Annotated in this window: 7 protein-coding genes and 1 tRNA gene; 5 read left to right on the forward strand and 3 right to left on the reverse strand. The window is 43.4% G+C overall.

Going from position 1 to position 7,913, the window contains the following annotated elements; all coding sequences use genetic code 11:
• Positions 1-34: 34 nt before the first annotated feature.
• Both ACED41_RS13960 and pepA read right to left on the reverse strand, forming a co-directional pair.
• Positions 35-484 (reverse strand): DNA polymerase III subunit chi, encoded by a 450-nt coding sequence (locus ACED41_RS13960; protein ID WP_248639042.1) that lies wholly within the window; start codon positions 482-484, stop codon positions 35-37.
• 99 nt (positions 485-583) lie between these two features.
• The gene (pepA, locus tag ACED41_RS13965; RefSeq protein ID WP_010435005.1) at positions 584-2,104 is read right to left on the reverse strand and encodes a leucyl aminopeptidase; all 1,521 of its coding nucleotides are present in this window, start codon (positions 2,102-2,104) and stop codon (positions 584-586) included.
• Between the two features lie 192 nt (positions 2,105-2,296).
• Here pepA and lptF point away from each other — a divergent pair, with 192 nt between their 5' ends.
• Entirely contained in the window at positions 2,297-3,397 is a 1,101-nt protein-coding gene (gene lptF / locus ACED41_RS13970; protein ID WP_017058937.1) for an LPS export ABC transporter permease LptF, read from the forward strand.
• Between the two features lie 3 nt (positions 3,398-3,400).
• Complete coding sequence (lptG, locus tag ACED41_RS13975) at positions 3,401-4,471, forward strand: LPS export ABC transporter permease LptG (protein WP_017058938.1); 1,071 nt, start codon at positions 3,401-3,403, stop codon at positions 4,469-4,471.
• Positions 4,472-4,535: 64 nt separating this feature from the next.
• Here the strand turns inward: lptG and ACED41_RS13980 are convergent, their stop codons facing one another.
• Positions 4,536-5,012: an RDD family protein gene (locus ACED41_RS13980; RefSeq protein ID WP_371725139.1), complete on the reverse strand. Its 477-nt coding sequence runs from the start codon at positions 5,010-5,012 to the stop codon at positions 4,536-4,538.
• Positions 5,013-5,206: 194 nt separating this feature from the next.
• Here ACED41_RS13980 and ACED41_RS13985 point away from each other — a divergent pair.
• The 3 genes from ACED41_RS13985 (at position 5,207) to ACED41_RS13995 (ending at position 7,596) form a co-directional block, all read left to right on the forward strand.
• Positions 5,207-5,291, forward strand: a tRNA-Leu gene (locus ACED41_RS13985).
• Positions 5,292-5,851: 560 nt separating this feature from the next.
• The gene (locus ACED41_RS13990; protein WP_017058940.1) at positions 5,852-6,259 is read left to right on the forward strand and encodes a VOC family protein; all 408 of its coding nucleotides are present in this window, start codon (positions 5,852-5,854) and stop codon (positions 6,257-6,259) included.
• 83 nt (positions 6,260-6,342) lie between these two features.
• Positions 6,343-7,596, forward strand: coding sequence for an HD-GYP domain-containing protein (locus tag ACED41_RS13995; RefSeq protein WP_017063746.1), 1,254 nt, complete (start codon positions 6,343-6,345; stop codon positions 7,594-7,596).
• Positions 7,597-7,913 lie beyond the last annotated feature (317 nt).

Here is a 7,913-nt window from a genome sequence, read left to right on the forward strand (position 1 = left end):
TAAATCCAAAGATAGCTTTAACTATGAGGTTTGACTATGGATGTTGAATCTCGATAGTTTGTAGCTGATATCCAGCTTGACGGTAAATTTTATACCTTTCTCGAGCGAGTTGCTTAGCTTTTTCTTCGCAAGGAACGAAGTCTATCACCTGAGCAAAGGCGTTCGCAAAGGTTGTATGATTATCGGCCAGATTAATTACCAGCTGACGATTCCAATTGTGTTTTACACCTTGGTAGCCGATTTCAATGTTGGTTGAATATTTCGGCCCTTCGCCAACTAAGTTGTGCGCAATAAATTCGCTGGGTTCAACTTGCCAGAAAATCTCTGCGATACGCTCGGCATGTTCTTTGTCATTACAGTTGAGATAAAGTTTAGCGCCTTGTTTTGCAAAGTGCTGAGCAAGAAACAGCACATAGTGAGCAAAACCATCTTCGCTGGCTTGCGGGCTGTCTGAAGGCACAATGTAAAATGTAGCAGTCTGCATACTTAATACTCGAACTGAAAATCGTGGATATCAATGTTACTTGGTTAACAGGGTCTAACAAATAGCGCTTATTAAAAAAGGGCCCGTAGGCCCTTTTTATTATTTTGAAGATTGCTCTTCAGTCTCTTGGCCGCTGCGGTTCAATAAGAATTGGACTAGCATTGAGACAGGACGACCTGTCGAGCCTTTCGCTGCGCCTGACTTCCAAGCTGTACCAGCACTGTCGATGTGTGCCCAGTGGTACTTCTTAGTGAATTTAGACAGGAAACAACCAGCAGTGATTGTGCCGCCAGGACGGCCACCGATGTTCGCCATATCAGCGAATGGGCTGTTTAGCTGCTCATGGTACTCGTCTGCCATTGGTAGACGCCATGCACGGTCACTTGCTTGCTCTGAAGCATTAACAAGTTCGTGAGAAAGTGGGTTGTGGTTCGATAGAACGCCACTGATGTGGTGACCTAGAGCGATAACACATGCGCCAGTTAGCGTAGCAACATCGACAACACAGTCAGGTTCAAAACGCTCAACGTAAGTTAGAGCATCACATAAAACCAAACGACCTTCTGCATCAGTATTTAATACTTCAACGGTTTGACCAGACATCGTAGTTAGGATGTCACCAGGGCGATAAGCGTTGCTACCAGGCATATTTTCACAACCCGCTAGAATACCAACAACGTTGATTGGCAGGTTAAGTTTCGCCAATGCTTTCATTGTACCGAATACAGAGGCAGCACCACACATATCGTACTTCATCTCATCCATGCCTTCGCCAGGCTTAAGTGAGATACCGCCTGAATCGAAAGTAAGACCTTTACCGACTAGGACGATAGGTTTTGCGTCTGGATCCGCAGCGCCTTTGTATTCCATGATAGACATCATCGATTCGTTCTTAGAGCCACGGCCTACTGCTAGGTATGAAGTCATACCCAGTTTTTCCATCTCTTCTTCGCCAATGATCTTAGTCTTCACAGTTTCATAATCGTCAGCTAGGCGACGAGCTTGAGATGCAAGGTAAGCAGGGTTTGCGATGTTCGGTGGCATATTGCCTAGATCTTTCGATGCTTTCACACCTGAAGCAATAGCAAGGCCATGAGAAATAGCTTTCTCACCAAGGCTCAATTCACGACGTGTAGGTACGTTGAATACCAATTTACGTAGTGGGCGACGAGTCTCTGGCTTATTACTCTTGAATTGGTCAAACGTGTAAAGGCCATCTTTAGTTGCTTCTACAGCTTGACGAACTTTCCAGTAAGTGTCGCGACCTTTAACGTGAAGTTCTGTAAGGAAACATACTGCTTCCATAGAACCTGTTTCGTTTAGTGTGCTGATGGTTTTTTGGATGATTTCTTTGTATTGACGTTCGCCTAGCTCACGCTCTTTACCACAGCCTACCAGTAGAACACGTTCTGAAAGTACACCAGGTACTTGATGCAGTAGTAGCATCTGGCCAGGTTTACCCTCTAGATCACCGCGACGAAGCAGTGAACTAATATAGCCATCGCTAATCTTATCTAATTGCTCGGCGACTGGAGAAAGGCGGCGCGGTTCGAATACACCGACAACGATACATGCGCTGCGTTGTTTCTCTGGGCTGCCACTTTTTACACTGAACTCCATGCGTACTCCTACATCCTGAAGACAAATCGAACTAAATGTTAGATAATGGGTTCTTACTTGTTGGATCCTATAATGGAACTAACCTTAAAGAAGAACGCTAACACTTAGCTAAAAATTTAAAAAAATAAAAGGTTCAACGGGAAATTATAGTGATTCAATCAAAAAAACAAGTTTTGTATAGGTAATTTGAGCGTGATTATTGTTAGATATTTGATCCGCGAGACAATCAAGAGCCAATTTGCGATCTTTTTTGTTCTCTTTCTCGTGTTTCTCAGCCAAAAATTCATCAGTGTTTTAGCGGATGCCTCTGATGGTGATATCCCTGCGAGTCTTATATTGTCGATTGTTGGCTTAAATATGCCAGCGATGGGCCTATTGATGCTTCCACTCAGTATCTATATTGGTATTTTGCTTACTTTTGGCCGCCTTTACGCTGAAAGTGAAATAGTGGTCATGAACGCCACCGGTATCGGTAATAAATTCCTGATCCAATCTGCGCTTTACCTCGCTTTAATTACGGCATCTGTTGCAGCCTTTAACTCATTTTGGTTATCTCCTTGGTCACAAGACAAAGTTGAACAAATGTATGAAGAAGTAGCTGCAGAGAACAGCGTTGATTTGCTACCAAAAGGTAAGTTTGAAGGTACGCCGGATGGCTCTTCTGTCGTGTTTATTGATGATATCGACGGTAATAAGTTAGAAAACGTGTTCGTAGCTCAAATGCGTCCGCGTGATTCTGTACTGCCAAGTGTGATGTTCTCGAAGTCAGGTGATGTAAAAGAGCTCAGTGATGGTCGCCAAGTGATCGTAATGTACGATGGTACTCGTCATGAAGGCATTCCGACTCGCCTCGACTACAGGGTGACGCACTTTGAAGAATACGAAGGCCTGATTGGTCAGCGTGAAGTTGAGAAGAAAGGTCGAGACTGGGAAGCGATCCCTACGCTTGAACTGATTGGTAACTCAAATAATAGTGCGAAAGCAGAGTTGCAGTGGCGTATTTCTTTGGTACTTTGTATTCCATTGTTGACCATGCTTGTCGTGCCACTGTCTGCGGTAAACCCTCGACAAGGTCGTTTTGCGAAAATCGGCCCAGCAATACTGATTTATCTCACCTATTTCTTAGCAATCAGTGCAACCAAGTCTTCAATCGAAGAGGGGAGCATTCCTGCGGTAATCGGCATGTGGCCAATCAATGCGTTATTGTTATTTGTAGCGATTGGTGCCAACTTTATGGATAGCGTGCCAGTAAGGCGTTTGAAAGAAAAATTCAAGAATAAGAGGTTGGCTTAAGCCGTGTTTAAGATTCTCGATTTATATATAGGCAGAACCATCATCGCAACGACGTCACTGGTATTGGTGACGTTTGTTGGTCTCTCTGGGATCATCAAATATGTAGAACAGCTAAGAAAAGTTGGCCGTGGTACATACGATCTATTACAAGCGCTGTATTTCGTTTTATTGAGTATCCCTCGTGATATCGAAATGTTCTTTCCAATGGCTGCATTGCTTGGCGCATTGATAGGGCTTGGTATGCTTGCTGCAAGTTCTGAGCTTGTCGTTATGCAGGCAGCTGGTTTCTCTAAGTTAGATATCGGCCTATCAGTACTTAAAACAGCTATTCCACTGATGATCGTGGTGACATTGCTTGGTCAATGGGGAGCACCGCAAGCGCAGAAAATGGCTCGTGATTTAAGAACTATCTCGATTGCTGGTGGTAATATTATTTCGACGCAAAGTGGTGTCTGGGCTCGTGATGCCAATGACTTCATCTTCATTGTCAAAATCGATGACCAGAAGCTATATGGAATGAACATGTGGCGCTTTGATGAAAACAAGGCACTTAAAACCGCTATTTATTCTGACGAAGTTGATTACGTTGGAGACAACGTGTGGACGATGAAGGATGTAGAGATCACGTCTTTTGAAAACGAACTTCAAATTACTAAAGAAAGTTTACCGACTTACTCTTGGGAAACATCATTAGCTCCAGACAAGTTGGCGATAGTAACGGTTAAACCAGAAGAGCTATCGTTAAGTGGGTTGTATGATTATGTTTCTTACCTGAAGGCGTCAGAGCAAGACGCATCACGCTATGAATTGGCGCTGTGGAGAAAGATAACCCAGCCAATTTCGATCGCGGTTATGATGTTGATGGCACTGTCGTTTATCTTTGGTCCTTTGCGTAGCGTGACCATGGGTGCGAGGATTTTGTCAGGAGTTATTGCTGGCTTTACCTTCTATATATCCAGTGAGTTCTTTGGCCCGGTGAGTTTGGTTTATCAAATACCGCCTGCCTTTGGCGCAATAGCCCCGAGCGTGGTATTCCTTGGAATTGCCATCATGCTCTTGAGGCGGAAACTGTAAATAGAAAAAAGGAAGGCATAACGCCTTCCTTTTTTGATCTTGATTGGAGCTAACTTAAATCACGCTATCGTACTTGTGGTAACACTACGACTTCTGTCTTTGCCCAGATATCGTGAAAGCCACGTTTTTCAGGATCGAATGGAACACATAGGTTTGCCAATCCAAAACCTGAAGTACCTAAACGAATCAGCGCCTGCGTTACTGTGATCGCTGAGCCATCTTTGTTTTGAACGCGCAGCTTCCAAGCTCTCATGCCGAGAGTCTGACCAGCTCTAGTCCAGAAGAACACGAAGAAATATACCCAAACGGCCACTAAGTAAAAGGTATATGCAGGGCTCCAAATCGGATGGTTGGTTAAGAAGTCACTAACATCGGCATATCCGCTGTGGTTAAAAATGCCGAGAGCCATGAGTGCGTGCAGTAGAGCGACAATGATGCCAGCCGCCAACATTTCAATAGCGATTACGATCAGAGCGTCGTAGAACAAGGCACCAAATCGGCGCATGACTCCTGCTGGTGGCAGAGTGTTTGTTGATGTCATGTGTTATTACTTCTTTAAAAATTGAGGCGTCAGAATATAGTTTAAGGCTTAACCTGAAAAGAGACATGACGCACAGCTTATGACTTAGTGGCGAAATTATCGGCAAACACACATGAATTCAAGTTTTTATACTTGCCACATCAGTTCGCATACGTATAATGCCAAACATCGAAAGGGCAATGCCCCAAGATAATGCCGGTATGGTGAAATTGGTATACACGACGGATTCAAAATCCGTTGCCTTCGGGCGTGGCGGTTCAAGTCCGCCTACCGGTACCATATTTAAATGACAAAGCCTCGACGAAAGTCGGGGCTTTGTTGTATCTGAGATATAGGAAGCGTTGCCTTCGCGGTGGCGGCAGGAATGCCTGTCCAATCAGTCCGCCTACCGGTACCAAACATAGAAAGGTCGCTTTGGGCGTTTGTGAATTTTAAATCCAGCGTGTCGGCTTGGATGCAAGCCCAGTCAAGTCACCTACCGGCACCATATTTAAATGACAAAGCCTAGATGAAAATCGGGGCTTTGTTGTGGGGTATAGGAAGCATTGCCTTCACGGTGGCGGCAAGAATGCCTGTCCAATCAGTCCGCCTATCGGTACCAAACATAGAAAGGTCGCTTTTATAGCGACCTTTCTATGTTTTGGACGTATGTGAATTTGAAATCCGGCGTGTCGTTGCAGTTGCTCTTCAATCAGACAGATCTTGATGTTTCACTCCTAAATCTCATAATTTCCCTTCGCTATTCGATCTGATAATGAATTAATTATCTTAAATCATGATGTTACCTGTCATTCTCTTTTCTATTGTCTATGTTTAAAGGACTAACAGAGGAGATAGATATGCTGACAGTAACCCCTTACTTGTTTTTTGATGGTCGTTGTAATGAAGCGTTGGATTTTTATCACAAGTGCTTTGGTGGTGTGGTTTTATCTAAGCAGCTTTTTAGTGATGCACCACAGGTAATCGAGGGCGCTCAACCTGATTGGGTTATGCATGCTGAGTTCGAAGCGTTTGGTATGAAGCTGATGATGTCTGATGGTGTTAAGGCAAAAGAACTTGAAGGCAACAATCTCGCTCTCTCTCTTGTGACTGAAGATAGCGCGACTCAAGAACAAATCTTTGAAAAGCTCAAGAAGGGAGGGCGGATAATGACTCCACTCGCAGATACTTTTTGGGGGGCTCGATTTGGCAAAGTAGAAGATAAATTCGGTATACGCTGGATGGTGCACTGCGACTCTTTAAGTTGAGCCTGTGAAATTGGATAGTGAAATTGCTGCTTGGTTTTATTAGAATTATAAATAGAGATTAATCATCAATATTATATATAAAAATGGGCAGCATAAAGATTACCGTAGATCGCATTCAGCCCGGTCTGCATATACGACTCCCCGTAAAATGGAATGAACACCCATTTTTATTCAACAGCTTTAAAATCAAAGATGACGCTCAAGTAAAAGTAATTCGACATCTTGGGATTAAGCACGTCTATATAAACCTGAGTCAAAGTGATACCTCACCTTTACCTGTTAATCACGTAGGTGAACAAGAAGTCGATATTGATTCACAGGTAAGCCTTGAAACGGAAAGAATGTGGAAAGATAAGCATGAGCGTATCGAAACCCTTAGCTCTTACCGCCGCAGGGTGAGTCATTGTGAGAGAGAGTTTGAACGTTCGCTTGCTCGAATGCGATCTGTGATGACCAAGATCCGTAACAGACCTTTAGATGCGGTAGGGGAGGTTAAGGCTCTTGTTGATGATATCGTTGAAACTCTAGTGAGCGATGATAACGTCACCTTGCACCTTATGAATGCTAAAGCAGATTTCGAAGATATTTACTTTCATACTCTAAATGTTTCGGTTGTTGCACTGATGATAGGAAAGGCCAAAGGCTATAACACACAGCAATTGAAAGACCTCTCATTCGCAGCGTTGTTTCACGATGTAGGCAAGATCAAAATACCAGTCGCGATACTAAGAAAGCAGAGTGCACTAACGGTGCCAGAAGAGAACTACCTGAAGCTTCATACTAAATACGGTGCGGATATTGTATCGGCAATTGATGACTTTCCTGAAAGTGCTAAAAAGGTGATCGCTCAACATCATGAGATGAATGATGGTTCTGGCTACCCCGAGGGCTTAAAAGAACATGAGATTGATGAATTTGCCAAGATAGTCGCCGTGGCTAATGCATTTGATAACCTTTGCCATGGTAAAACGCAATCTCAACAAATGATCCCGTATTTGGCACTGTCCCACCTATATAAGAGCTGCAAGCATCTATATAGCCAAGATAACTTGGGGCTGTTAGTTAAGTTCATGGGAGTCTATCCACCAGGAACTGTAGTACAGCTTTCAAATGACTCGATTGGGATTGTGATATCCGTTAACGCTAAACATATGCTTTATCCAAATGTACTTATCTATGATCCTAGCGTGCCAAGAACCCAAGCTCCGATCATTGACCTCTTTATTAAAGAGATCAAAATCGTTAATGCCGTTCATCCAAGCAAATTACCTGAACAAGTTCGAGAGTATCTAAACCCTAGGGCTCGTTTATCTTACTTTTTTGATAGTGGAGAGTAGTTATCCACAGGTTGTTGTGGGTAATTTGTTCGAAACTTGGGGTGAAAGTGGTATAAATAAGCCCTTGGTTGAAATGTCTTCGCTTAACCTCTTTTTTTAATAAAAAACGCATTTATTGCTTGCCAATATGAGCGGCATCTCTATAATGCCGCCTCACTGACACGGCAGACGCCACAAGGCTTCAGCGAGAAATGTTAGTAAGGCAACTAGCTTTAAGCGATGATTCGCTTCTACTTTTAGAAAGTAGGAATTAATTCCAAATAAGTGTTTGACACTGAGAATTAAATCGCTAGAATGGCCGCCTCTTCCGAAGTGAT

The organism is Vibrio sp. 1F255, from assembly GCF_041439145.1.
In the GTDB taxonomy this organism is placed as follows: Bacteria; Pseudomonadota; Gammaproteobacteria; order Enterobacterales; family Vibrionaceae; genus Vibrio; species Vibrio crassostreae_C.

What these genes read in the sequence shown, in the direction of transcription:
- ACED41_RS13995 (WP_017063746.1), top strand. Translation starts at nt 6,343, where the DNA reads ATGGGCAGCATAAAGATTACCGTAGATCGCATTCAGCCCGGTCTGCAT.
- ACED41_RS13960 (WP_248639042.1), bottom strand. Translation starts at nt 484, where the DNA reads ATGCAGACTGCTACATTTTACATTGTGCCTTCAGACAGCCCGCAAGCC.
- ACED41_RS13990 (WP_017058940.1), top strand. Translation starts at nt 5,852, where the DNA reads ATGCTGACAGTAACCCCTTACTTGTTTTTTGATGGTCGTTGTAATGAA.
- ACED41_RS13980 (WP_371725139.1), bottom strand. Translation starts at nt 5,012, where the DNA reads ATGACATCAACAAACACTCTGCCACCAGCAGGAGTCATGCGCCGATTT.
- pepA (WP_010435005.1), bottom strand. Translation starts at nt 2,104, where the DNA reads ATGGAGTTCAGTGTAAAAAGTGGCAGCCCAGAGAAACAACGCAGCGCA.